Consider the following 24,370-nt stretch of genomic DNA (forward strand, 5'->3'; position numbering starts at 1 on the left):
CCCATCCCTAATCAGGCCGGGCCGAAATCGTCCAGCAGCTGCGCGCGGCGCGGTTCGAAATCGGCGAGGCCCCATTTCGCCGCCATCTCCAGCCCGATGATCGGATCCGATCGCGTGGAGACGCGCTGGGGCACCAGGTCGCGCTTCGTGCCGGCGCAGCGGAAGACCGCCACATCCGGCGTTGCCGGCGAATCGGCGGGCTCGTCGATCACCACGGCGAGGCGCTGGCTTTCGAGCAGGACCAGCGCGCCGACCGGGAACACGCCGAGCAGGCTGCGGAACGCGCGCAGCACCCGCGGATCGAAATGACCGGTGGTGCCCATCATCCAGTCGAGCGCCGCACCGGGCGACCAGCTGCGCTTGTAGCTGCGGTTCGACGTCACCGCGTCGAACACGTCGCACACCGCCGCCATGCGGGCGTGGATGCTCAGCGTCTCCTGCGAGATGCCGGACGGATAGCCGCTGCCGTCGATTCGCTCGTGATGATGCAGGCAGACGTCGAGCGCGATCTCCGAGTCGATCCCCGAATCGCGCAGCAGCTCGTAGCCGCGCAGCGTGTGCGCCTGGACCCGGGCATATTCGTCGAGATCGAGCGGACCGGGCTTGTTGAGCAGGTCCGCATCGATCCGCGCCTTGCCGATATCGTGGAGCAGCCCGGCGAGGCCGATCTCCTGGGTCAATTCGGCCCCAAGCCGCAGCTCGTTGCCGAGCGCAAGCATCAACCCGCAGACCGCAACCGAATGGAGATAGGTATATTCGTCGTGCAGCTTGATCCGGGTGACGCTGGGCAAAGCCGTGGGGCTGCGCGCCACCGAGGCGGCAATCGCCGAGACGATCGGAGCGAGGTTCGCCGCCTGGATCTTCCGGCCGAAGCGGATGTCGGCAAAGGTCTCGGTGACGGTGTCCTTCGCCATGCCGACGATCTCCCGGGCACGGTCACGCTCCTGGGCGAGGCTGGCGGGGCGGGCATTGATGTGGAGCCTCGTGCTGGACAGGCGGCGCGGCGAGGGGGCCCGCGCGGCGGCTTCCGCGGCCGGCCCGGCACTGCCGAGGTCGCGCCATTCGCCCGCGTTCAGGCCATCCCGCGCGCTATCCATCCACCCGGCTCAGGCGTACGAGACGGGTGGCGCACCTGCACCTTGTTGCGACCACTTAACCCCCCCGGGCATGCGGCATTAATTCCAGGATTCACGTAATTTACCGACGGTGGGGGGATCAATCGGCCGACCCGCCGAATTGGGTCAGCCGTGCGGCTCCGCGGCCAATGCCGCAAGCGTGGCCAGCATCTGGTCGAAGTGCAGGGTGATGCGGCGATTATTGGCGATGTGGCGATCGTTGCGCAGCACCTGGGCCGGCACGAACACCCCGCCATCCTTCCACGCCACGACCTCCTCCGAGACCAATGCAGCGACCCGGCGGCGCACCGTCTCGAACGGCAGGTCGATCGCGCGGGACAGCGCGCGCAGCGAAACCGGCTCGCGCAGTGCATCGGGCGGCGGCGTGTCCTCGCTCGAATAGAGCTGCGACAGGTGGGGATCCTGGGTGACGCGGCGGACATTGATCGCGGTGATCGCCGCGACGATCGTGCCAGCGGTGACATCGCCGTACAGCTCGGTCAGCGTCTCCAGCGCCCGCAGCGAGAAGGCCAGTATCAGGCGCTCGACCACGCCCGCCGGCAGGGCGGCAACGCCGGCGCCGAGCGTCGCGATCGCCGGGGCATAGCCTGCCTCCGCCAGCCGCTGCAGCGCATGCAGCAACTCGGCCTTGTCCTCGACGGCCAAGCGCGCCAGCACGTCGCTGTCGAAGAACCCCGGCGCGACACTGAACCCGGCCGCGACGCGCATGAGCAACCCGGCATCGACCAGTTCCGCGGCGCGCCGGCGCACCGTGGTGTGCGGCAGCCGCATCGAATGGGCGATCGCAGTGGCGTTGACCGGGCGGCCGAGCGCGCGGGCATCCTCGACGCCGATCCAGCGCCCGGTTGCCGGATCGCGATGGGGATGGTGGGCGATGCTGCCGCCGAGCACGACTTCGAAGACGAAGCCCGCCAGCCGCTCCTGCGGCACCAGCGCCAGCCCGCGCCGGCTGCGCGCCAGCAGCAGTTCCGAGACCTGGCGCGCGACCAGCCGGGTGGACAGCTTGCGGGAGGGCGGTGCGGACAGGTCGGTTGCGAGCATGGGTACGAGCCAAAAAGAAAGCGCCGCGGGATGGCCCGCGGCGCCTTGTTCATTCCATCAGAGCGGAAGCGTCTTCAGACGCCCTTCTTTTCCGCCTGCGCCTTGGCGGCGGGATCCTTGCTCGGCATGCCCTCGGCCGGAGTCGCTTCGTTCGAGAGGTTGCCGCCCGCGGCATGCTCGTCGGTCGCGTTGCCCTCGGCAGGCGCGGCGCCGGCGGCCGGCGGCGCCGGCAGCGGCAGGTTCGAGCCCTGCGAATTCAGATAGGCGATCACGTTCGCGCGCTCCTGCGCATCCGGGATGCCGGCGAAGGTCATCTTGGTGCCCGAGGCGAACTTGCGCGGATTGCTCAGCCACGCGTCCATCTTGTCGAAGTCCCAGCTGCCGCCCACGGCCTTGAGGGCATCGGAGAAGGCGAAGCCGGCCTTGCCCTGGGCAATCGCCTCACCCATCGTGCCATAAAGGTTCGGGCCGATGCCGTTGGCGCCACCCGATGCGATGGTGTGGCAGGCCATGCACTTCTTGAACGAAGCCTCGCCCTTGGCGAGATCGGCGCTGGCCAGGCGGGTGGCGATCGGCGCGACCGCGACGGCACCGCCCTCACTCGCTTCCTCAACGCCTTCAATCACATAGCCCATGTGCTCGGGACGTTCGGCATGGAAATACATTCCGCTCGCGATCGAAAGCCCAAGTGCAGCAATCCCCCCTGCAAGTGCCCAGCCCGCGATCGTATTGAAGCGATTGTCCATGAAATGCCCCTGCGGATATGTTGCGCTTCTTTAAAACCGCCCTTGCAATGAAAGCAAGCGGGGCTTGCGGTGCGAAGTTCGGGCAGCTAGCGCCCGCGCACTATGGAGAATTTCGCAAGCCCGGCGAGAAAGCTCGTCGCGGAGATGACCGAGGCCGCTGCCAGGACCCCCGTTCGGGCCGTCGCCTTCCAGGGCGCGCCCGGCGCCAATTCGCACATCGCGGTGCGCGAAGTGTTCCCCGACGGCCTGCCGCTCCCCTGCTTTTCCTTCGAGGACGCGATCGACGCGGTGAAGGAAGGGCGTGCCGGCTGCGCGATGATCCCGATCGAGAATTCGCTGCACGGCCGAGTGGCGGACATCCACTTCCTGCTGCCCGAATCGGGGCTGTCGATCATCGGCGAGCATTTCCTCCCCATCCGCTACGCGCTGATGGGCCTGGGCCCGGTCGAGGGCGTCAAACAGGCGATGAGCCACCCCCAGGCACTCGGCCAGTGCCGCCACTGGCTGAAGGCGCAGGGCATCCAGCCGCTCGCCTATCCCGACACCGCCGGCGCCGCCGCGATGGTCGCCGAGGCTGCCGACCCCGCGATCGCCGCCCTCGCCCCGCCGGGCGCGGCCGAGCTGTACGGGCTGCGGACGCTCGGCTCCGACATCGCCGATGCTGCGCACAATATGACGCGATTCGTGGTACTTGCCCGTGAACCGCTGGCGGCCGAGGACAAGCCCGAGGGACCGTTCATGACCACCTTCGTCTTCGAGGTGAAGAACGTCCCCGCGTCGCTCTACAAGGCGCTGGGCGGGTTCGCGACCAACGGGGTCAACCTGACCAAGCTGGAAAGCTACCAGCGCGGCGGCAGCTTCGCGGCGACCGAGTTCTACACCGACATCGTCGGCAGCCCCGACGAGGCGCCGGTGGCGCGGGCGCTGGAGGAGCTCAAGTTCCACACCAAGTGGATGCGCGTGCTCGGCACCTACCCCCAGGCGCGCGAACGCGCCTGACCAGACGCTGAAAGTAACAAAGGTTGCGCCATAGCCGGTTTTCGCCGGCCGGCGGCGCTTGCTTGACTCATGCGACGAATCGTTGTGTATAGACAACATATCGTCGTGTGAGTCGCCATATTGCCGCAGATACACAACCGTATTGCCCTGTTCCGCACCGAACGCGGGATGAGCCGGCGCGAACTGGCCGAGGCGGCCGGGGTGAACCCCCAGACGATCGGCTATCTCGAGCGCGGCGACTATAGCCCCAGCCTGGAGCTGGGCATGAAGATCGCCCAGGTTTTCGAGGTTCCGGTGGAACTCGTCTTCTCGTTCGCCCCCTTCGAATCGGTCGCGAGCGCGCTGCGCCGCGCGGCCGAATGATGCCGGAGACCGCCATGTCCCGTTTCAACGAACGCCTGTTCGCCCGGCTCGACGCCGCGGCCGACCGCACCGGAATCCCCGCGCTGGCCCGGCAGGAAGTGAGACGCCGCCATCTCCGCTGGATCCCGATGTTTGCACTGGCTCTTGCCCTTGGCGGCTGGGGACTGGGGCTCGCCCGGCCCGATGCGTTCCCTATCGGCTATGGCCTGGTCTCGGCCGGATTCGCGCTGGGCGTGTTCCTGCCGATCTTCGGGCCGATCAAGCCCTGGGGAGCGGCGAAGCTCGTCGACGAATTCGACCGCCAGGTGCGCCAGCGCGCCTTCCTGATCGGCTTCGCCACGGTGACCTTCGCAGCCTTTCTGGGCATCTGGCTGCTGCTCGGGCTCACCCTGCTCGGCAATTGGAGCCGTGAGACGCTGATGGGGCAGCTGGCCAATTTCGCCTATATGCTGTTCGTGCTCTACCTGACCGTGCCGACGCTGCACGCCAGCTGGACGACGCAGCCGGTGGAAGAGGACTAGGCGGGCGGTTTCAGTCCCCTTCAGGAGCAGAGTTACACCTTCCCCCGTCATTCCCGCGAAGGCGGGAATCCATTACCGCCGTCAGTAGTGGATGGACCCCCGCCTTCGCGGGGATGACGGGCTGGGTGACAGCGCGATTCGGCGGAGAAACCCTGGGCCCCGCCCTTCGCCGGGGAGCAGCTAAAGGCGCTGAACCAGACGGTTCTGTGCGCTAGCCCCCCTCCACCCACGCGGTGAGCAGGGTGTGTGCAATGGCATAGGGCGGCGGTGCCACGAACGGGGCCTCCGGATCGCGGGCGAGCGCCCTGCGCACATCTTCGCGACTGAACCAGTCCGCATGCTCCAGTTCGTGCACGTCGATCCGGATGTCGTCGTTGAGCGCTTCGCCGATACAGGCGACCATCAGCGAGGCCGGGAAGGGCCAGGGCTGGCTGGCGACATAGCGGACCGCGCCGATGCGGATGCCCGATTCCTCGCAGGTCTCGCGCCGCACCGCCTCGTCGATCGATTCGCCGACTTCGAGGAAGCCCGCGAGCGCCGAGTAGCGGCCCGGGGGCCAGCTCGGCTGGCGGCCGAGCAGCGCCATGTCGCCGCGCTCGGCGAGCATGATGACCACCGGCTCGACCCGGGGGAAATGCTCGGCGCCGCAATGGGGGCAGCTCCGCCCCCAGCCGGCATGCGACACCGAAGTGTGCGTGCCGCAATTTCCGCAGAAGCGGTTGCGGCCATGCCAGAAGACCAGCCCGCGCGCCGACGCGTAATTGGCGGCATCGGCCGGCGCGAAGCGATCGAGCATCGCGAACAGCGCCGGCGAGCGGCCCATCGGCACCGGCATCCCCTCCGGCAAGGTCGAGACGAAGCGCGGCTCGCCCGCCTCGAAGCCGAGGAACAGCAGCTCGCCCTGCGCTTCGGCCAAGCTGGTCCAGGTCAGGTGGCCGTCTTCATCCAGCACCGGGTCGAGCCCGTCGAGCACCAGCAGGCGCGCGCGCGGATCGGCCAGCGCGGTGGCGAGCAGCTCGGGATCGTGGCGAACCCGGTCGGCACGATCGAGCGTGCCGCCGGTGAAACCTGGGGTAAGCGTCATTTGCTCCGATTCACTTGGCGAGATCGGCGTACACAGCCTTGGAGACCGCGCGCTTGAGCTCGGTGTCGCCGAACAGGTTGATCATCGCGACGGCGCGCAGCTTGTGGACCGGATCGACCCAGGCGATCGTGCCGGCGGCGCCACCCCAGCCGAACGTGCCCTTGCCCGGGCCGCCCGGCGCATCGGCGAGATAGACCGAGCCGCCCGCGCCGAAGCCGAGCCGGGCGCCGGTATCGCTGGTCATGTCATTGAGTGCCGAGGTGTCGGTGCCCGCCGGCAGCAGGTCCGACATGGCGAGCGCCACCGTCTCGGGCTTGAGGATGCGGGCACCGTCCAGCGCGCCGCCGTTCAGCAGCATGTGGAGGAAGCGATCATAGTCGCGCGCCGACATCACCAGCCCAGCGCCGCCATAGGGGAATTCGGGCTTCTTGAGATAGATCGAGCTGGCCGCCGGATCGGCATCAATGCGCTGGCTGCCCATGAACACATAGTTGCTGGCGAAATTGCCGACCTTGCCCGCCGGCACTGTCCAGTAGCTCTGCTTCATCTTGAGCGGCTTGAAGATGCGCGTGTTGACGAACTGATCGAACGGCATGCCGCCGGCGACTTCGATCACCCGGCCGAGGATATCGAGGCCGATCGAATAGCTCCACTTGGCACCCGGCTCGGCGATCAGCGGCAGCGAGGCCGTGCGGTTGGCGAATTCCTCGAGCGTGTCGGGCCGGGCCGGCGCCATCTGCGCTTCCATCGGCACGTTCACCTGGGCCGGATTGATGCCGAGCTTGTTATACTCGTCGAGCAGCGGTCCCTTGGTGATGATGTTGTAGCCGAGGCCGGCGGTGTGGGTGAGCAGGTTGCGCACGGTGATCGGTTTCGTCGCCGGGCGGGTGGTCAGGTCCTTGGACGGATCGACCAGCACCTTCATGTCCTTGAACGCCGGGATGAAGTCGCTGATCGGCTGGTCGAGCTTGAGCTTGCCTTCCTCGACCAGGATCATCGCGGCGATGCCGGTGATCGGCTTGGTCATCGAATAGACGCGCCACAGGCTGTCGATATCGGCCTTGTGCGCGGTGGCTTCATTGGCGACCCGGCCATTGGTGACCACCGTGACTTCGCCCTGCCCGCGGCCGGTGACGATGACGATGCCGGGCACCTTGCCTTCGGCGACATAGCGTTGGGCGAGCGCGGTCTCGGCAGTGACCTTGGCCGGTGCGGGCGGCGTGGGCGCCGTCTGCGCGAAGGCGGGCGCGGCCAGTGCCGCCATCCCGATGCCGAAACCGATCACTGCGCGCATAGCCGTCTCCTGAATGTCCGTGCCGCCTTGGCGAATACGGTGGGCAGGCCTGCCGATTCGAGATCGGCGACCGGCCACCACTCGCCTTCCACGGCGGCGCCTGCATGCGCTGCGATTGTTGCAGCCGCAAGAGCGACGTCGAGGTTGAAATGGGTGAAGCCGTGGCTGACCTGCTCGTCGAGCAGCTGCCATCCGGCGGCAATTGGGGCGCCTTCCAGGCCGGGCGGCGAATCGGTCCAGGAACCGGTGGGCAGTGCGCGCATGCCCCCCAGCAGGCCCTTGTCCGGGCGGCGGACGAGCAGCACCCGGCCATCGCGCTCGAGCCAGAACATCGTGCCGTAGCGCTGGGGCTTGGGCGGTTTCGCGCTTTTGATGGGGAAGCGTTCCGGCGTGCCGCCCGCGAAGCCGGCGCAATGCGCGCGCAACGGGCAGAGCAGGCATTTGGGCGACCGCGCGGTGCAGATTCGGCTTCCCAGATCCATCATCGCCTGGGCGAAATCGCCCGAGCGGAGTTCCGGGGTGACCGAGTCGGTGAGCGCGTAGATCCGGGCCTTGGCGCCGGGCAGCGCTTCCTCGAGAGCGAACAGCCGCGAGACGACGCGCTCGACATTGGCGTCGACCACCACCGCGCGGCGGCCAAAGGCGATCGCGGCGATCGCGGCGGCGGTATAGCCGCCGACGCCGGGGAGCTCGCGCAGGCCGGCTTCGGTGTCCGGGAACGCCCCGCGCCGCGCCACTTCGCGGGCGCAGGCGAGCAGGTTGCGGGCGCGGGCATAATAGCCAAGGCCCGCCCAGGCGGCCATCAGGTCGGCATCCGGCGAGGCGGCGAGCGCCTCCACCGTCGGCCAGGCGCGCGTGAACTTGTCGAAATAGGGGATGACGCTGGCGACCTGGGTCTGCTGGAGCATCACTTCGGACAGCCAGACGCGATAGGGATCGGGCGCATTGGCGCCGGGCCGCGCGCGCCAGGGCAGGTCGCGGGCGTTATGGTCGTACCAATGGAGCAGCGCGGGGGCGATTGCGAGGGGAACGATTGTACGGGGGGCGTTGTCGGGCACAGGGCCCTATGGCATGGGTTGGTGGAAATGACGAAGCCCCCCCGCGCCACTACCCGCCAGCCCAAGCCCGAGCCGCAGCGCGCGCTGCGCGCCCGCTCGGTCTCCGAGCTGCTGCCCGATGTCGGCGCGGCCAGCTTCCGCAAGTTCGGCTTCATCCAGCATTCGATCGTCAGCCGCTGGGGCGAGATCGTCGGCGAGCGCTATGCCCGGGTCTCGATCCCCGAATCGATCAAGTTCCCCCAGGGCAAGCGCGAGCAGGGCGTGCTGAGCCTGATCGTCTCGGGCGCCTTCGCGCCGACGATGCAGCATGTCGCGCCCGAGATCATGGACCGGGTGAACCGCTTCTTCGGCTATCCGGCGGTGGCGAAGATCGCGATCCGCCACGGGCAGGTGAAGGCGCCGGCCAAGGCCGCGCCGCCGCCCAGCCTCAAGCCGCTGAGCGAAGCGATGGGCGAGAGCCTGCGCGGGATCGCCGACCCTGAACTCAAGGCCGTGCTCGAGGCACTGGCCGCCGGTGTCGCCGCGAGCGACGAGAAGCCCAAGATCGGCCGGATCGACTGATGCGTATCGTGATGATGACTGCCGGCGCGGTTGCGCTTGCCCTGGTTGGCGGTGCCGTGGCCGGCGGCGCTTCGGCGCAACAGGCGCGCAAGCCGGCGGCGAAGCCCGCAGCCAGGCCCGCCGCCCGCCCGGCCGCCGCGCCGAACTGGACCGCGACCGTCGCGATCACGCCGGAGGGCGGCTTCCGCCAGGGCAATCCGAATGCGCCGGTGAAGCTGGTCGAATATGGCTCGCGCGGGTGCCCGACCTGCGGGCGCTTCGCCGCCGACGGCGTGCCGCCGCTGCGCAGCGACTTCATCGCCACCGGCAAGGTGAGCTATGAATATCGCGATTACCTGATCCACGGCGCGCCCGACCTGGCGATGGCGCTGGTCAACCAGTGCGTGCCGACCGCGCGCTTCTTCCCGGTGCTCGACGCGATCTACGCCAATCAGAAGACGTTCGACGACCGGCTGCACAAGCTGGTCGACGGCCAGCCCAAGCAGGTCGAGGCATGGCAGAAGCTGCCGCCGGGCCAGATGGCGACCAGATTCGCCGAGGCGATGGGGCTGATCGCCTTCATGAAGACTCAAGGGTTGCCCGAGGCCAGGACGCGCCAGTGCCTGGCCGATCCGAAGCTGATCGGGCGGATCGCCAAGACCAATGCGGACGCGGTCAACGTCTATCAGGTGGACAGCACCCCCAGTTTCATCATCAATGGGCGCAAGCTGCGCGCCTTCACCTGGGACAGATTGCTGCCCGAGCTGTGGGCCAATGGCGCCTGATCGTATCGAATACCCTGGAGAAAGCAGAGCTATGCGTATCAAATTCGCCCTGATCCCGGTGCTGGCGCTGGCCGGCCTGCTCGCGGCCTGCGGTGGCGGCGGCGAGGGCAACGTTACCGCTTCGGCCCCGGTGAAGGCGGTGACCGCGCCGGCGGGCAAGGCCTGGACCGACGTGATCGTGAAGACCACCGATGGCGGCTATCGCCAGGGCAATCCCGACGCGCCGATCAAGCTGGTCGAATATGGCTCGCGCAACTGCCCCTATTGCGGGCTGTTCGGCCGCACCGCGCCCGAGCCGCTGCGCAAGAACTATATCGCCACCGGCAAGGTCAGCTGGGAATTCCGCGACTTCCTGATCCACGGCGCACCCGATCTCGCCGCGGCTTTGCTCAACCAGTGCGTGCCCGACGAGAGCTTCTTCCCGGTGCTCGACAAGTTCTTCGAGAACCAGGACACGTTCCTGACCCGCACCGAGCAGCTGGTGAAGACCCAGCCGCAGCTGATCCAGCAGCTCCAGCAGATGCCGCCGCCCCAGGCCGCGGTCGCCTTTGCCGAGCAGCTCGGCATGATCGACTTCATGAAGCAGTACGGCGTGCCCGAAGCCAAGGCGCGCCAGTGCCTGGGCGACCAGAAGAAGATCGACGAGATCGCCAAGGTCAATGCCGACGGCGCGACCGTCTATGGCGTGAACGGCACCCCGAGCTTCTTCATCAACGGCAAGAAGGTCGAGGCCGGCAGCTGGGAGCAGCTCGAGCCGCTGCTCAAGGCAGCCGGCGCGCGCTGACGCCTAGGGGGCGGGGGACGCCGTGCAGATCAAGCGGCTGCGGCTGACAGGCTTCAAGAGCTTCGTCGACCCGGCTGATCTGCGCATCGAGCCGGGGCTGACGGGGATCGTCGGCCCCAATGGCTGCGGCAAGTCCAACCTGCTCGAAGCCTTGCGCTGGGTGATGGGCGAGACCAGCGCCAAGTCGATGCGCGGCGCCGGCATGGAAGACGTGATCTTCGCCGGCACCGCCACCCGCCCCTCGCGCGACTTCGCCGAGGTTACCATCCAGGCCGACCAGGTCGGCAGCGATGACGAGCTGGAAGTCGTCCGCCGGATCGAGCGCGGCGCGGGCTCGGCCTACCGGATCAACGGGCGCGACGTGCGCGCCAAGGACGTGGCGCTGCTGTTCGCCGATTCGGCGACGGGCGCGCATTCGCCGGCGCTGGTCAGCCAGGGACGGATCGGCGCGATCATCCAGGCCAAGCCGGGCGAGCGCCGCGCGATGCTGGAAGAAGCCGCGGGCATCGCCGGCCTGCATGTGCGCCGCAAGGACGCCGAGCAGCGGCTGCGCGCGACCGAGGCGAACCTCACCCGGCTCGACGAGGTCATCGGCGACCAGGAGACGCGCGCCGCGCAATTGAAGCGCCAGGCGCGCCAGGCCGAGCGCTACCGCGAGCTCTCCGACCGGATCCGTGTTGCAGAGGCGCGGATGATCTTCGCCCGCTGGCGCGACGCGGCGAGCGCGGCGGACGCGGCCAAGAAGGAAGCGACCGCGGCCGAGGCGCTGGTCGCCGAGCGGACCGAGGCGCATGATTCGGCGGTGGCGGTGCAGCTGGAGGCGGCGGAGAAGCTCGCCACGCTGCGCGCCGAGGCGCTGGCCGTGCGCGACAAGGCGACCGAGGCGATGCACGGACTCGCGACGCTGCGATCGGACAAGGCGGCGGTCGAGCGGCGGATCGCCGAGGTGCAGGATTCGGTGCGCCGACTGGAGGAGGATCGCGGCCGCGAAGGCGCGCTCGCCAGGGATGCCGCCGAGGCGCTGGCCCGGCTCGACGAGGAACTGAAGGCACTCGACAAGCGGATCGCCGAGGCGACGGCGCGGATGCCGAACCTTGATGCGGCGCTGGCCGATGCCGAGCGCGCGGCGCGTGATGCCGAGGTCGCGCTGGCCCAGGCGCTGGCGGCGCAGGCGAGCGAAGCGGCCGAGGCACGCGTCGCGGAGGCCGCTCTGGTGGCGGCGCGGACGCGGGTCGAGCGCTCGGAGCGTGACCGGGCGCGGATCGACGCGGAACTGAAGGCGCTGCCCGATCCCGAGCCCCTCCAGGCCGAGAAGGCACGCGCCGCCGAGGCACGGGCGCAGGCGATCCGCCAGGCGGAGAGCGCGCGGACCGGGCTGGCGCGGGCCGATGCCGAGGAACGCAGCGCGATCGAGTCGCGCAACCATGCCCAGGCCAAGCGCGCCGGCGCGCATGCCGAGCTCGCCCAGCTCGACAGCGAAGCCGCCGCGCTCGCCAAGGCGACCCGGCCTTCGGACAAAGACCGGCTGCTCGACAAGCTCAAGGTCGATGCCGGCTATGAGCGCGCGCTCGCGGCGGCTCTGGGTGACGATCTCGAAGCCGGTCTGGATACCAGCGCCGAGCGCTATTGGGCCGGTGCCGAGCCCCAGGCCGGGGATCCCGGCGCGCCTTCGGGCACCACGCCGCTCGGCCAGCATGTCCAGGCGCCGGCAGGATTGTCGCGGCGGCTGGCGCAGGTGCTGGTTGCCGAGGAGGACAAGGGCCAGCCGCTTGCCGTCGGTCAGCGGCTGGTGACGCTGGCGGGCGTGCTGCGGCGCTGGGACGGCTATGTCGCCAAGTCCGGGGGCGCCGCGGCGGCCGAGCGTCTGGTGCGGGTCAACCGGCTCGCCGCGATCGAGAAGGCGCGGCCGGCAGCGGTGCGCGCGGTCGAGAGCGCCGATGCCGAGCTCACCCGGATCGAGGAGAATATCGCCGAGGCGCGGCGCGCGGCGGCGGATTGCCGGCGGGTGCTGGAGCATGCCGACAATGCGGGCCGCGAGGCGGGGCGCGCCGAGGACCGCGCCACGGCGCAGCTGGAGCGGCTAGATTCGCAACGCGCTGATCTCGACACGCGCATCCGCCGCGTCGCCGCCGAGCAGGACGAAGCCGCGACCGAGCTGAACCGCGCCGAGGCAGCCAAGGCGGCGCTGCCCGACGGCACCGAGACGCGTGCCCGGGTGCAGGCGCTGTCGAGCGATGCCGAGGGCAAGCGTGCCGCTTCCGCCAGCGCCCGGGCCGAGCGCGGCACGCTGGAACGCGAGATCTCCGCATCGCGCGAACGCCATGCTGCTGCCGGTGCCGAGGCGAAGAGCTGGAAGTCGCGCGCCGGCGATGCGGCACGGCGCGCCAACGAGATGGACAAGCGCGCGCTCCAGCTCGCCGAGGAAAGCGAAGCACTCGCCGGCAAGCCCGCCGCGCTGGAGGCGCAGCTCGCCGAGGCCGAAGCGGCGACCGAGAAGGCACGGATCGAGAGCGCCGCCGCCCAGGCCGCCGAGCGCGACGCCGAGATCGCGGTGCGCGAGACCGAAGGCGCGGTGCGCGGCGCCAATGAAGTGCTGGCCCAAGCCCGCGAGCAGCGCGCCGGCGCGGTCGCGCGTGCCGAGAACCAGGAGATGCGCCGCATCGAGATGGGGCGGATTTCGGGGGAGCGATTCGAATGCCCGCCGCCGCTCCTGCCGCAAAAGGCCGGATTCGACGAAGCCACGGTGCGCACGCCCGAGGAGGAATCGACCGGCCATGAGAAACTCAACGCCGAGCGCGAACGGATCGGGCCGGTCAATCTGGTCGCCGAGACCGAGCTCGCCGAGCTGGAAGCCGCCTTCACCAGCAACGCCGCCGAGCGCGACGAGCTGCACCAGGCGGTCAACCAGCTGCGCGGATCGATCGGGACCTTGAATCGCGAAGGCCGGCAACGCTTGCTGGCGGCGTTCGAAGCGGTCGACCAGCATTTCCGCCGGCTGTTCTCGACGCTGTTCAACGGGGGCGCGGCACATCTCGAACTGATCGATTCGGACGATCCGCTCGAAGCCGGGCTCGAGATCATGGCGCAGCCGCCGGGCAAGAAGCTCCAGTCGCTGACCCTGCTTTCGGGCGGCGAGCAGGCGCTCACCGCCGTCGCACTGATCTTCGCGCTGTTCCTGACCAACCCGGCGCCGATCTGCGTGCTCGACGAAGTCGATGCGCCGCTCGACGACGCCAATATCGATCGATTCTGCGACCTGCTCGAGAAGATGACCGAGGAGACCGCGACGCGCTACCTGATCGTCACCCATAATGCGGCGACGATGAGCCGCATGCACCGGCTGTTCGGCGTGACCATGGTCGAGCGCGGGGTCAGCCGGCTGGTGTCGGTGGACCTGGGCGGGGCGGAGAGCCTGTTGGCGGCGGAATGAGCTTCCTGTTCGAGGGCCTGTTCGAGATCGTGCTGCAGGCGTGTGTCGAGGGCAGCGCCTGGATCATCGAGAAGCGATTTGGCGCCGCCGGCTGCCTGATCGCGATGGCCGTGATCGCGATACTCGTCGGGCTGCTGATCTGGGCGATCGCTTGAGCGGCGGGTTTTGCTGGGTGGCTTCAGTACGCATAGTCTCTCTCGTCATCCGCGCGAAGGCAGGGATGACGGCAGTATAGTTCGCATGCCGGCCAATCCTTCTGGTTGGCGCAGGCATAGCCGCTCCCTATCTCGATACCGGGGCGGCAACAGGAGGAAGTGCATGCGATCGAGCCTTTGGATCGGCCTTGCCACGGCGATGCTGGCGACCAGTCCCGCTTTTGCCCAGGACAAACAGCAGAGCACCGCGGAGCGCGCCGGCGACATTGCCGAGCAGCCGGCCAAGGATGTCGGCGCGGTGAAGACGAAGATTCCGCCGGTTCTCCAGAAGGCGGCGGCCGCGCCCTACAGCCTGTCCGGCCTGTCGAAATGCACACAGATCGCCGACGCGTTCGATGATCTCGGCGAGGCGCTGGGACCCGATTTCGTCCAGGGCGTCAATCGCAAGAAGAGCCGCAAGGTAAAGGTGACCGGCGACACCGTGGCCGGGCTGATCGTGCCGTTCCGCGGGCTGGTCCGCGAAGTGAGCGGCGCGGCTTCGGCGCAACGCGAGCTCAATGCGGCGGTCGATGCCGGCTTTGCCCGGCGCGGCTTCCTGCGCGGCGTGTATCAGACGCGCGGGTGCAAGCCGGCGCTGTAGCCCCCTCCGTCACCCCGGCGAAAGCCGGGGTCCCGTGCGGCACCTTCCCTGCGCTACGGCATGAGATCCCGGCTTTCGCCGGGATGACGATGGAGGGTATGAAAGCGCACCCTTCTTTGCTGGTGCCCTTCCGATGAACCTCGACGCCTTTTCCCGCATTGCCCTGTTCGACGCGCCGACTCCGATCCAGCGGCTGGAGCGGGTGGAGAATGCGCTGGGGCTGAAGGGCGCGCGACTGTTCGTGAAGCGCGACGATTTGATGGGGCTGGGCGGCGGCGGCAACAAGCTGCGCAAGCTGGAATATCTGCTGGGCGCCGCGATCGCCGAGGATTGCGACACCTTCATCACCACCGGCGCGCGGCAATCCAACCATGCCCGGCTGAGCGCGGCGGCGGCGGCGCGGATGGGCCTCAAGGCCGAGCTGATGCTGACCGACACGGTGCCGCGCGAGGACCCCGCCTATCTCCACAACGGCAACCAGTTGCTCGACGGGCTGTTCGGCGCGGTGGTGCATCATTTGCCGCGTGGGAGCGATTCGCTGGCGGCCGCGCAGGCGCGGGCCGAGATACTGCGGGCGGAGGGGCGCAAGGTCTATGTGGTCGGCTCGGGCGGCTCCTCGCCGGTGGGCGCGCTCGGCTATGCACGTTGCGCGGCGGAGATCGGGGCGCAGGAAAGCGAACTGGGACTGCGGTTCAGCACGGTGATCGTGGCCAATGGCAGCCACGGCACGCATGCCGGGCTTGCCGCCGGGATCGACGATCCGCGGCGCGTGTTGTCGTTCACCGTGCTGGCCGAGCTGGCGGAGGCGGAGCGCGGCACGCTGGCGCTGGCCAACGAGACGCGGGCGCTGCTCGGGCATGGGGCGCTGGGGGCGGAGCATCTCCGGATCGACGGTTCGCAGCGGGGCGAAGCCTATGGCATCCCGACCGAGGCGATGCTGTCGGCGGTGCGGCTGATGGCGCGGCAGGAAGGGCTGCTGATCGACCCGGTCTATAGCGGCAAGGCGTTTGCGGGCGTGCTGGCGGGGTTGGCCGGGGGGTCACTGACCGGCGATGTGCTGTTCGTGATGACGGGCGGGACGCCGGGGCTTTATGCGTACCAGCCGGCTTTTGGGTGACACTTAAATCCTCCCCCTCCGGGGGAGGAGTGTCAGGCGCCCAGGATGCGGCGGTAGAGCCGGATATAGTTCTCCGCCATCGCCTCGACCGAGAAATGCGCCGCCACCCGCGCGCGGCAGGCGGTGCGGTCGATGCCCTCCACCTGCCCCAGCGCGGCGATCGCCTCGCCTACCGAATCGACCAGGAAGCCCGTCTCACCATCGACGATCAGCTCGGGCATGCTGCCGCGATTGATCGCGATTACCGGCGTGCCGCACGCCATCGCCTCGATCACCGACAGGCCGAAGGGCTCGTCGAAGTTGATCAGGTGGAGCAGCGCCTGCGCCTTGCCCAGCGCGCGCAGGCGCTCCGCTCCGCCGACGGGGCCGTGATAGGCAATGCGCTCGTCGAGGAAGGGCGCGACTTCGCGGTCGAAATAGCCCTGATCCTGGATGATGCCGTAGAGGTTCAGCCGCCGCCCGGTGGCGCGGGCGAGCTGGATCGCTTCGGCGGCGCCCTTGTCCGGGTGCATGCGGCCGAAGAACAGCAGGTCCTCGCCATCCTCGGGCTCGAAGGGGAATTCCTCCAGCCGGATGCCGTGGTGGATGGTGTCGGCGTAGCGCAAGGCCGGGTGGCGATCGGCGTTGCTGATCGCGACAAAGTGCACGCGGTCCTCGAACGGCTTGTACATCGGCAGGATGCGATCCGAGGAGAAGCCGTGGATCGTCGTCACCATCGGCGTGTCGATCAGCGGGGCATAGGCATGGGCCGGGAAATCGGCCTGATTGTGGATCAGGTCGAATCGGTCCGCCTGGGCGAAGAGGTGCGACTGATGCGCGTACTCCCAGACCTTGGCGTCGATGTCGGGGCTCTCCTCATAGCCCATCGGCACCACGCCATCGAGCGTGCCGGCGGTGATCGAGTCCCGGGTGGCGAACAGGGTCACGTCGATCCCGCGCGCGACCAAAGCCTCGGTCAGCAGGCTCGTCACCAGTTCCCAGGGGCCGTAATGGCGCGGCGGCGTGCGCCACGCGATCGGCGCCAGCATCGCGATCTTCATCCCAGGATATAGCCTTCGTTCGGGGAGAGCAGCGCGGGGTCGTGGCCGCCGCGCGCGGAGGCGAGCACGGTGAAGTCCTCGGCCCATTCGGGGATGGCGAAGCCCTGGGGCGTGTCGCCGAGGTTGAGCACGACCAGCAGCCGGTCATGCGCGTAGCGCCGCTCGAAGGCGAGCAGGTCGCCGCCGGCATCGACCGGGTGGTAGTCGCCGAGCGCGAGTGCGCGGTGTTCGTGGCGAAGGAAGAGGAGCTTCTGGGTCAGGCGCCATAGCGAGGCGGGGTCGCCGCGCTGCGCCTCGACGTTGCGGGCGATCCAGTCGGGGTGGAGCGGCAGCCAGGGGTCGGCGGGGCTGAAGCCGGCGTTCGTGGTCGCGTCCCAGGCCATCGGCGTGCGCACCGGATCGCGGCCGAGCCCGATGCCGGGATCGCGGATCTCGCGCGGGTCCTGCACCAGGTGCGCGGGGATTTCGCCATCCTCCATGCCGATCTCGTCGCCATAATAAAGCGTGGGCGTGCCACGCAGGGTGAGGAGCAGCATCATCGCGACGCGGGCCTGCTCCGCGCCGACGCGGGTGGCGATGCGCGGGCGGTCGTGATTGCCGAGCACCCAGTTGGGCCAGCCCTCCGCCGGCAGCGCGGCTTCATAGTCGGCGATCATCTTCGCCAGGCCGGGCGCGTTCCACTCGGCGCCGATCAGCTGGAAGTTGAAGGGGAGGTGGACGCCGGGCTGCTCGGGCGTGCCGTAATAGCCGACCAGTTTCGGCACCGGCAGGTAGATCTCGCCGATCAGGACGCGGGCGCCATATTCGTCGGCGATCGCGCGCATCTCGCCGGCGATGCCATGGACTTCGGGCTGGTCGGTCGAGTGAAGCTGGTGGACGCGGGTGTAATCGGCCTGGCCGGGCGCCCAGTCGAGGTTCACCGGATTGTCGGGCAGGTCGACATGCTTGACCATGTGCCACAGCACATCGATGCGGAAGCCGTCGACGCCGCGCTCGAACCAGAAGCGCAGCACGTCCAGCATAGCCGAGCGCACCGCCGGGTTGCGCCAGTTGAGGTCGGGCTGCTCCTTGAGGAAGGCGTGGTAATAATATTGGCCGGTGGCTTCGTCCCACTCCCAGGCCGAGCCGCCGAAATCGCTGATCCAGTTGTTGGGCGGCGAGCCGTCGGGCCTGGCATCGCGCCAGATATACCAGTCGCGCCGGGGATCGTCCTGGGCGGAGCGGCTCTCCTGGAACCAGGGGTGCTGGTCCGAGGTGTGGTTGGGGACGAGATCGAGCAGCAGGCGGATGCCGCGTTCGTGCGCGGCTGCGAGCAGCGCGTCGAAGTCCGCCAGGGTGCCGAAGCGCGGGTCGATCCCGCAATAGTCGGCGACGTCATAGCCGAAATCGGCCATCGGCGAGGGGAAGATCGGGGAGATCCAGATCGCGTCGATCCCCAGCGCCTTGAGGTCGTCGAGGCGGCGCTCGATCCCCTGCAAATCGCCGATGCCGTCGCCGTTCGTGTCCTGGAAGGAGCGCGGATAGATCTGGTAGATTACGGCGGATTTCCACCATTCGGTCATGCGGAGAGACTCCCTCTTGTTCCCCGGCGAAAGCCGGGGTCCAGGGCCACAGGCGACACGGCGGAGAAACCCTGGGCCCCGGCTTTCGCCGGGGAGCAGAAAGGCCAGCTCACTGGAACCGCTCCTTCGACAGGCGGGTGATGCGGCAGGCGAGATCGGCCTCGCCGCTGGCCGCGATATAATGGTCGCCGGCGTCGGCCACGCCGGTGGTGAACACCACGGGGGTGGGCAGATAGAGCTGGTGCGCGATCGGATCGGTGAGTGCCGGGTTGGCCTCGATCAGCGGGGTCTCGTCCTCGAGGCGGAGGATGCGCGAGGGATCGTCCTTGTCGAGCAGCGCCCAGAAGCTGCGATAGACGCCGACCGCGCCCTGCTTCTCGACGCCGTGATAGATCAGCATCCAGCCCTGCGGCGTGAGCACCGGCTGGCTGCCCCCGCCGATCCGCTGGGTGGAGCTGGTCCCCTTGCGCGCGCGGATGCCGGGCGTGTCGAGCGGCTTCCAATGCAGGCCATCGGGCGACTGCGCCATGTTGATCGAGGGGCCGCCGAGCCAGGGGGAGTCCTCTGGATAGGCGAAATAGACTTCGCCAAGCGGGCGGGTGAGCGCCATGTACTTGCCGCCTGGCTTGCCCTCGAACAGGATCATGTCCTTGTTCTGGTGATCGAGCACCACGCCGAGCAGCTTGTAGTCGAGCCCGTTCACCGAGTGGTACATCGCGGTGCAGTGGCGCTCGGCGGAGACGCCGCACACGGTCATCCACCAGCTGCCGCCGACCAGGCTGATCCGGGCATCCTCGACGCCGTAGTCGAGGAACGACGCCGAGGGCTCGATCGCCTTGTCGTAATGGATCTTCACGATCTTGCTCGCGTCCTTGCTCAGCTCGACGGGAAGCAGCCAGGAGAGCGAGGTGAGGCCGAGCAGGCGCGGGTTGCGGTCCTTGAGCGCGAACTGGCGCGGGTCGTCCATCTGGATGCCCGCCACGGCGTGGCGATCGAGGACATAGCCCGAAGGCGTCCAGCGCACCGCCCGGGCATGCTCGCCATCGACCGGATCGCGCAGCGCTTCCGCCACGCGGACCATCAGCAGCAGGTTACCGTTGGGCAGGCGCGCGAAGCCGGGATTGAAGGCGCCGAGGACATGGGTCGGCTCGGCCACGCCCTTGCGCAGCGGGGAGCGGGACAGGTCGACATCGTCGGGGCGGAAGATCAGGAAATCATCGTCCGCCGCCACGTCTCTACCCCCTCAACAGGATGGAACCTGGCTTTCCCCGCCTTCGCGCTGGTACTTGCCATCTCTCCAGACGTATCGCTCGGCGAAGGATCGGGTTCCCTCGAACTTCACGGTGAAATCGATACCCTTTCGGATCGCCCCGATCTTGCCCCGGACCGACTGGGCATTGTCCTCGACCGCGCCGCCATTGTCATAGACGGACTGGAAGGAGGCCACTTCCTTCGGCCCCTCCGGGTTGAGCGCGACGAGCGTGGTGAAGCTGCACGTGTATCCCTGCCAGGTGCCGCCACCCTCGACATAGACCACCGGCCGGTCGAGGAACTTGTCGCTGACCGACCATTCGGCGAGGTCGCCGAAGCTGCCGCTCTCCGCCGCCTTGGGATAGGCCTTGCGCACCTTGAAGCCGGTGCCGTCCGCATCGAGATAATGGACCGCGATCGTGCCGGCATCGACATGCGCGGGATCGCGGACATGGCCGTGGCTGACCAGCACCGGGCCGAAGCCAGTATCGACCAGCTTGTTGTCGTCAAAGGTGACCGGGCCCTGGTTGACGCCTTCGGGGAAGGACGCCTTGACCGCGGCCGCAAGCCGCGCGGCGGGATCGAGCGCGGGCGTGGGGCTGGCGCTCGGCGAGGGAGACGGCGCCGGCTTCTGCGCCTGGTTGCCGCCGCAGCCCGCCAGCACCAGCGCCGGCAGCAGGAGCGCGGCGGCCCGCCTCATTTCTCGTCCCGGAGCTGCTCGTGGTGGCGGATCACTTCGTCGATGATGAAGCGCAGGAACTTCTCGGAGAATTCCGGATCGAGGTCCGCCGTCTTGGCGAGCTCGCGCAGCCGGGCGATCTGGCGGTCCTCGCGGCCGGGATCGGCGGGCGGCAGGCCCGATTCCGCCTTGTAGCGCCCCACCGCCTGGGTGACCTTGAAGCGCTCGGCGAGCAGGAACACGAGCGCGGCATCGATATTGTCGATGCTCTGGCGGTAGCGGTTGAGGGTCTCGTCGGACATCGCCATCCTCTTTGCGCAGGACGTAAGGTCACGCAAGTCTTGCCTTTGTGCGCCGCACCCGCCAGAGGCTTGGCCCATGAGCGCTACCATCCATCGCCTTGGCGGCGGCCCCGCCCCCTCGCTCGATCCGATGATGGCGCTCGTCGCCCAGGACATGAACCTCGTGAACGCAGTGATCCTCGATCGCATGCAGTCCGAGATCCCGCTGATTCCGGAGCTGGCCGGCCATCTGATCGCCGGCGGCGGCAAGCGGATGCGGCCGATGCTGACGCTCGCGGCGGCGCGCCTGCTCAACTATCCGGGCACCCGCCACCACCGGCTCGCCGCCGCGGTGGAGTTCATCCACACCGCGACGCTGCTGCACGACGATGTCGTCGACAGCTCGGACCTGCGCCGTGGCCGCCGCACCGCCAACATCATCTGGGGCAACCCGGCCAGCGTGCTGGTCGGCGACTTCCTGTTCAGCAAGTCGTTCGAGCTGATGGTCGAGAGCGAGAGCCTGAAGGCGCTGCACATCCTCAGCAACGCCAGTGCCGTGATCGCCGAGGGCGAAGTCAACCAGCTCACCGCGGTGCGCCGGCTCGACCTGGGCGAGGAACGCTATCTCGACATCATCGGCGCCAAGACCGCCGCGCTGTTCGCCGCCGCCTGCCGCATCGCCGCAGTGGTCGCCGAGCGCTCGGAAGCCGAGGAACTGGCGCTCGACGCCTATGGCCGCAACCTGGGCATCGCCTTCCAGCTGGTCGACGACGCGATCGACTATGTCTCGGACGCGGGCACGATGGGCAAGGACGCCGGCGACGACTTCCGCGAAGGCAAGATGACCCTGCCGGTGATCCTCGCCTATGCGCGCGGCGACGAGGCGGCACGCGCCTTCTGGAAGGATGCGATCGCGGGCCACCGCAATTCGGATGCCGACTTCGCCGAGGCGATCAAGCTGGTGCAGGCGAGCCGCTCGGTGGACGATACGCTCGCCCGCGCCCGCCATTACGGCCAGCGCGCGATCGATTCGCTGGGCATCTTCGCCAATGGCACCGCCAAGGATGCGATGGTCGAAGCGGTCGAGTTCGCGGTCGCCCGGGCGTATTGATTCCAGGGCACGGCAGCGGGACCCCGGCCCGGGGTGACGAAGACTATTCCTCGACGTCCTCGTCTTCATCCTCGTCGTCGTCCAGAAGATCGTCCTCGTCGGCATCGAGCACTTCCTCGATCGCCTCGACGATTAGGTCGAGCTGCTCCTCGCTGGCGGTGAACTCCAGCGTCTCGCCGTCATCATCCTCGAGATGCAGCGTGTAATCGCCGTCGCCATCGGCGGTGATCGAAAATTGAGCCAGGGTTCGCGCCATGTCCGGTCCTCCTTCGCTTGCGCGTAACACCGGCTTGGGGAAATGGTTGCAGCGCTCATGAACGATTTGCTGCCGATCCACGCCGTATTGCCCGATCTGCTCGCCGCGCTGCGCGGCGGGAGCAATGCCGTGCTGGTCGCCCCGCCGGGCGCGGGCAAGACCACGGCGGTGGCGCCGGCACTGATTGGCGAGGACTGGTGCACCGGCGAAGTGCTGCTGCTCTCCCCGCGCCGGCTCGCAGCGCGGGCGGCGGGCGAGCGGATGGCGGCGCTCGCGGGCGAGAATGTCGGCCAGACCTTCGGCTACGCGACGCGGATGGACAGCAAGCGATCGGCCGCGACGCGGGTGACGGTCGTGACCGAGGGCATCTTCGTCAATCGCATACAGGCCGATCCCGAACTCGCGGGGGTTTCCGCCGTGCTGTTCGACGAAGTCCATGAGCGCAGCCTCGACAGCGATTTCGGCCTGGCGCTGGCGCTCGACGCACAGGCGGCACTGCGCCCCGATTTGCGGCTGGTGGCGATGTCGGCAACGCTCGACGGCACGCGCTTCTCGGGATTGATGGGCGATGCGCCGGTTGTCGAGAGCGAGGGGCGGAGCTGGCCGCTGGAGTTGCGCCATATCGGCCGCGCGGCGGAGGCGCGGATCGAGGATTCGATGGCGGCGGCTTGTCGGCTCGCGCTGCGCGAGGCCGAAGGCGGCGTGCTCGCCTTCCTGCCCGGCGTCGCCGAGATCGAGCGGACCGCGGAGCGGATCGGCGAAGTGCCCGGTACGGTGGTGCACAGGTTGCACGGCAGCCTTGAGCCGGGCGCCCAGCGCGCCGCGATCGCGCCCGATCCACAGGGGCGCCGCAAGATCGTGCTGGCCACCTCGATCGCCGAGACCTCGCTGACGCTCGACGGCATCCGGGTGGTGGTCGATTCGGGGCTGGCGCGGCGGCCGCGCTATGATCGGGCGGCGGGGATGACCCGGCTGGTCACCGAGCGGGCGAGCCAGGCATCGGTCACCCAGCGCGCCGGCCGCGCCGCGCGCCAGGGGCCGGGTGTCGCCTATCGGCTGTGGGAAGAAGCGGCGACCGCCGGCCTGCCGCGCTTCGATCCGCCCGAGATACTGGAAGCCGATCTCTCGGCGTTGGTGCTCGATTGCGCACTGTGGGGGGTGAGCGATCCGCGCGACCTCAACTGGCTCGATCCGCCGCCCGAGGCTGCCGTCTCCGAAGCGCGCAAGCGGCTGGGGACGCTGGAAGCGCTCGACGAAGCCGGCCGCCCGACCGCCCATGGCAAGGCGATCGCCGGGCTGCCGCTGCCACCCCGGCTCGGCCATATGCTGGTCCGCGCCGCCGAGCGCGGCATGGCGGGGACGGCGGCGCAGATCGCGGTGCTGCTCGGCGAGCGCGGGCTGGGCGGCAATGACGCCGATCTCGAGCTTCGCCTGCGCCGCTGGCGAAGCGAGCGCGGGCCGCGGGCGGAGAATGCCCGACGGCTGGCGCAGCGTTGGGCAAAGCTGGTGGGCGATGACGGGATCGGCGATCCCGCCGCCTGCGTCGCCCTCGCCTTTCCCGATCGGATCGCCAAGCGGCGCGATGCGAGCGGCGAGACCTGGGCTTCGGCCGGCGGGCGCGGGTTCAAGCTCGACCCGACCTCCTCGCTCGCCCGCGCCGAATGGCTGGCGGTGGCGGAGACGCAGGGCATGGCGGCGGGCGCGCGCATCCTCTCCGCCGCGCCGATCGATCCGGCCGAAGTCGAATCGCTGTTCGCCGATCGGATCGAAACGCGGCGCAGCGTCCGCTTCGATCCCGCGACCGGGCGGATCGAGGCGCTGCGCGAACGCAGGCTCGGGGCGATCCGGCTGTCGAGCGGGCCCGATTCGGCGGCAAGCCCGGCAGAGATCGAGAAGGCGCTGCTGGAAGGCGTACGCGAGCATGGGCTGGCGCTGCTGCCCTGGTCGGACACCGCCCAGGCGCTGCGCACCCGCGCCGCCTATGCCGGCAATGATTCGCTGTCCGACGCGCGGCTGCTCGCCGAGCTGGACGACTGGCTGCCCGGCCTGCTCAGCGGCAAGCGGCGGCTGGATGCGGTCGAGGGGCTGACCAATGCGCTGAATAATCTGCTCGGCTGGGACGGGCAGAAGGCGCTCGACCGGCTTGCCCCCGCCCGCTTCGAGACGCCCGAGGGCTCGACCTATGCGATCGACTATGCCGCCGAGGGCGGGCCGACGGTGGAGGTGCGGGTGCAGGCGCTGTACGGGCTCGACACGCATCCGGTGCTCGGCGACGGCACGCCGCTGGTGCTGAGCCTCACCTCTCCGGCCGGCCGGCCGATCCAGACGACGCGCGACCTGCCGGGCTTCTGGAAAGGCAGCTGGGCCGCGGTCGCCAAGGAGATGCGTGGCCGTTATCCGCGCCATCCCTGGCCCGAGGATCCCGCCGCGGCATCGGCGACGCTCAGGACGAAAAAGGCAGATGCAAGGGCCGCCGGCCCGCGCTAAGGGAAATGAC

At 69.0% G+C, this 24,370-nt stretch carries 24 protein-coding genes; 12 read left to right on the top strand and 12 right to left on the bottom strand.

The genetic code is table 11. From position 1 onward, the window contains the following. Window positions 1-11: 11 nt before the first annotated feature. The 3 genes from AC1RJ5_RS12620 to AC1RJ5_RS12630 form a co-directional block, all read right to left on the bottom strand. The gene (locus AC1RJ5_RS12620) at window positions 12-1,097 is read right to left on the bottom strand and encodes an HD-GYP domain-containing protein (RefSeq protein WP_493113607.1); all 1,086 of its coding nucleotides are present in this window, start codon (window positions 1,095-1,097) and stop codon (window positions 12-14) included. 144 nt (window positions 1,098-1,241) lie between these two features. Next, complete coding sequence (locus tag AC1RJ5_RS12625; RefSeq protein WP_493113609.1) at window positions 1,242-2,177, bottom strand: hypothetical protein; 936 nt, start codon at window positions 2,175-2,177, stop codon at window positions 1,242-1,244. 74 nt (window positions 2,178-2,251) lie between these two features. Then, on the bottom strand, window positions 2,252-2,923 hold the full coding sequence (locus tag AC1RJ5_RS12630) for a c-type cytochrome (RefSeq protein WP_269573584.1): 672 nt from the start codon (window positions 2,921-2,923) through the stop codon (window positions 2,252-2,254). 102 nt (window positions 2,924-3,025) lie between these two features. Between AC1RJ5_RS12630 and AC1RJ5_RS12635 the strand changes: the two genes are divergently transcribed. The 3 genes from AC1RJ5_RS12635 to AC1RJ5_RS12645 all read left to right on the top strand — a co-directional run bounded on the left by AC1RJ5_RS12635 (window position 3,026) and on the right by AC1RJ5_RS12645 (window position 4,806). Continuing rightward, window positions 3,026-3,922, top strand: a complete 897-nt coding sequence (locus AC1RJ5_RS12635; protein ID WP_269573583.1) for a prephenate dehydratase — start codon at window positions 3,026-3,028, stop codon at window positions 3,920-3,922. Window positions 3,923-4,042: 120 nt separating this feature from the next. Next, window positions 4,043-4,285, top strand: coding sequence for a helix-turn-helix transcriptional regulator (locus tag AC1RJ5_RS12640; protein WP_342250917.1), 243 nt, complete (start codon window positions 4,043-4,045; stop codon window positions 4,283-4,285). Between the two features lie 14 nt (window positions 4,286-4,299). Then, window positions 4,300-4,806, top strand: a complete 507-nt coding sequence (locus tag AC1RJ5_RS12645) for a hypothetical protein (protein WP_269573581.1) — start codon at window positions 4,300-4,302, stop codon at window positions 4,804-4,806. 211 nt (window positions 4,807-5,017) lie between these two features. On the opposite strand, the gene nudC is transcribed toward AC1RJ5_RS12645, so the two are convergent. Genes nudC through AC1RJ5_RS12660 form a run of 3 tightly spaced genes read right to left on the bottom strand, consistent with a single transcriptional unit; the run spans window position 5,018 to window position 8,242 of the window. Further along, window positions 5,018-5,890, bottom strand: coding sequence for an NAD(+) diphosphatase (nudC, locus tag AC1RJ5_RS12650; RefSeq protein WP_269573580.1), 873 nt, complete (start codon window positions 5,888-5,890; stop codon window positions 5,018-5,020). A gap of 10 nt (window positions 5,891-5,900) precedes the next feature. After that, window positions 5,901-7,184 (bottom strand): serine hydrolase domain-containing protein, encoded by a 1,284-nt coding sequence (locus AC1RJ5_RS12655; RefSeq protein ID WP_269573579.1) that lies wholly within the window; start codon window positions 7,182-7,184, stop codon window positions 5,901-5,903. Beyond that, a complete protein-coding gene (locus AC1RJ5_RS12660; protein WP_493113613.1) occupies window positions 7,172-8,242 on the bottom strand; it encodes an A/G-specific adenine glycosylase in 1,071 nt (356 codons plus the stop codon). Before AC1RJ5_RS12660 ends, AC1RJ5_RS12655 begins: the two co-directional genes overlap by 13 nt. A gap of 27 nt (window positions 8,243-8,269) precedes the next feature. Here AC1RJ5_RS12660 and AC1RJ5_RS12665 point away from each other — a divergent pair, with 27 nt between their 5' ends. From AC1RJ5_RS12665 to AC1RJ5_RS12695, 7 genes are all read left to right on the top strand, one after another. Next, the gene (locus AC1RJ5_RS12665) at window positions 8,270-8,803 is read left to right on the top strand and encodes a DUF721 domain-containing protein (RefSeq protein WP_269573578.1); all 534 of its coding nucleotides are present in this window, start codon (window positions 8,270-8,272) and stop codon (window positions 8,801-8,803) included. Beyond that, complete coding sequence (locus tag AC1RJ5_RS12670) at window positions 8,803-9,567, top strand: thioredoxin domain-containing protein (RefSeq protein WP_342250915.1); 765 nt, start codon at window positions 8,803-8,805, stop codon at window positions 9,565-9,567. The genes AC1RJ5_RS12665 and AC1RJ5_RS12670 overlap by 1 nt, the downstream gene beginning before the upstream one ends. A 31-nt stretch (window positions 9,568-9,598) precedes the next feature. Then, window positions 9,599-10,351: a DsbA family protein gene (locus AC1RJ5_RS12675; RefSeq protein ID WP_269573576.1), complete on the top strand. Its 753-nt coding sequence runs from the start codon at window positions 9,599-9,601 to the stop codon at window positions 10,349-10,351. 22 nt (window positions 10,352-10,373) lie between these two features. Further along, a complete protein-coding gene (gene smc, locus AC1RJ5_RS12680; protein WP_493113616.1) occupies window positions 10,374-13,781 on the top strand; it encodes a chromosome segregation protein SMC in 3,408 nt (1,135 codons plus the stop codon). Further along, on the top strand, window positions 13,778-13,936 hold the full coding sequence (locus tag AC1RJ5_RS12685) for a hypothetical protein (RefSeq protein WP_342250913.1): 159 nt from the start codon (window positions 13,778-13,780) through the stop codon (window positions 13,934-13,936). Before smc ends, AC1RJ5_RS12685 begins: the two co-directional genes overlap by 4 nt. A 163-nt stretch (window positions 13,937-14,099) precedes the next feature. Continuing rightward, on the top strand, window positions 14,100-14,576 hold the full coding sequence (locus AC1RJ5_RS12690) for a hypothetical protein (RefSeq protein ID WP_269573573.1): 477 nt from the start codon (window positions 14,100-14,102) through the stop codon (window positions 14,574-14,576). A 133-nt stretch (window positions 14,577-14,709) separates the two neighbouring features. Beyond that, window positions 14,710-15,693 (top strand): D-cysteine desulfhydrase family protein, encoded by a 984-nt coding sequence (locus AC1RJ5_RS12695; protein ID WP_493113619.1) that lies wholly within the window; start codon window positions 14,710-14,712, stop codon window positions 15,691-15,693. A gap of 32 nt (window positions 15,694-15,725) precedes the next feature. On the opposite strand, the gene AC1RJ5_RS12700 is transcribed toward AC1RJ5_RS12695, so the two are convergent. From AC1RJ5_RS12700 to AC1RJ5_RS12720, 5 genes are all read right to left on the bottom strand, one after another. Beyond that, complete coding sequence (locus tag AC1RJ5_RS12700; RefSeq protein ID WP_493113621.1) at window positions 15,726-16,733, bottom strand: glycosyltransferase family 4 protein; 1,008 nt, start codon at window positions 16,731-16,733, stop codon at window positions 15,726-15,728. Beyond that, window positions 16,730-18,295, bottom strand: a complete 1,566-nt coding sequence (locus tag AC1RJ5_RS12705) for an alpha-amylase family glycosyl hydrolase (protein ID WP_493113623.1) — start codon at window positions 18,293-18,295, stop codon at window positions 16,730-16,732. The genes AC1RJ5_RS12700 and AC1RJ5_RS12705 overlap by 4 nt, the downstream gene beginning before the upstream one ends. Window positions 18,296-18,404: 109 nt before the next feature. Then, window positions 18,405-19,526, bottom strand: coding sequence for a glycoside hydrolase family 130 protein (locus AC1RJ5_RS12710; protein ID WP_493113625.1), 1,122 nt, complete (start codon window positions 19,524-19,526; stop codon window positions 18,405-18,407). 12 nt (window positions 19,527-19,538) lie between these two features. Next, window positions 19,539-20,246, bottom strand: coding sequence for a hypothetical protein (locus AC1RJ5_RS12715; protein ID WP_493113627.1), 708 nt, complete (start codon window positions 20,244-20,246; stop codon window positions 19,539-19,541). Further along, on the bottom strand, window positions 20,243-20,527 hold the full coding sequence (locus tag AC1RJ5_RS12720; RefSeq protein WP_184162469.1) for a chorismate mutase: 285 nt from the start codon (window positions 20,525-20,527) through the stop codon (window positions 20,243-20,245). The genes AC1RJ5_RS12715 and AC1RJ5_RS12720 overlap by 4 nt, the downstream gene beginning before the upstream one ends. A gap of 76 nt (window positions 20,528-20,603) precedes the next feature. On the opposite strand from AC1RJ5_RS12720, the gene AC1RJ5_RS12725 reads away from it, so the two are divergent. Then, the gene (locus tag AC1RJ5_RS12725) at window positions 20,604-21,617 is read left to right on the top strand and encodes a polyprenyl synthetase family protein (RefSeq protein WP_269573567.1); all 1,014 of its coding nucleotides are present in this window, start codon (window positions 20,604-20,606) and stop codon (window positions 21,615-21,617) included. Window positions 21,618-21,660: 43 nt separating this feature from the next. On the opposite strand, the gene AC1RJ5_RS12730 is transcribed toward AC1RJ5_RS12725, so the two are convergent. After that, entirely contained in the window at window positions 21,661-21,873 is a 213-nt protein-coding gene (locus tag AC1RJ5_RS12730) for a hypothetical protein (RefSeq protein WP_269573566.1), read from the bottom strand. Between the two features lie 57 nt (window positions 21,874-21,930). Between AC1RJ5_RS12730 and hrpB the strand changes: the two genes are divergently transcribed. Then, a complete protein-coding gene (gene hrpB / locus AC1RJ5_RS12735; protein ID WP_493113631.1) occupies window positions 21,931-24,360 on the top strand; it encodes an ATP-dependent helicase HrpB in 2,430 nt (809 codons plus the stop codon). Window positions 24,361-24,370: the final 10 nt, after the last annotated feature.

It is taken from the genome of Sphingomonas sp. GW822-FHT03G08 (assembly GCF_058801135.1).